Source organism: Streptomyces anulatus (genome assembly GCF_000721175.1).
Lineage (GTDB): Bacteria > Actinomycetota > Actinomycetes > Streptomycetales > Streptomycetaceae > Streptomyces > Streptomyces anulatus_C.
The window spans coordinates 1-267 of sequence record NZ_JOEZ01000144.1 but is presented as its reverse complement, the minus strand read 5'-3'; the positions used below and the strand labels follow the sequence as shown (position 1 = coordinate 267).

Below are 267 nucleotides of genomic sequence, written 5' to 3'. Positions count from 1 at the left end.
TCGGTGACGGTGGCGACCTTGGTGTCGCCGCGGTAGACGTCGTATTCCTTGATGCCGTTGTCGTCCGTCGCCGCCTGCCAGGTCAGCTTGACGGAGGTGCTGGTGACGTCGTCGGCGACCGGGGTGCCCGGTGCGCCGGGCTTCTCGTCGCGCGGCGGCGGTTCGCCAGTGGTGGTGACGGTGACGGTGTCGCTGGCCGGGCCGACCTGGTCGGCGGTGTCGCGGGCCCTGACGCTGTAGGTGTATTCGGTGCCCGGGGTCAGCCGG

Annotated in this window: 1 pseudogene; it reads right to left on the bottom strand. The window is 71.2% G+C overall.

Features of this window, described 5'->3' with window-relative positions:
• Window positions 1-267: pseudogene (locus tag IG90_RS46590) on the bottom strand (chitinase); the annotation flags it as partial.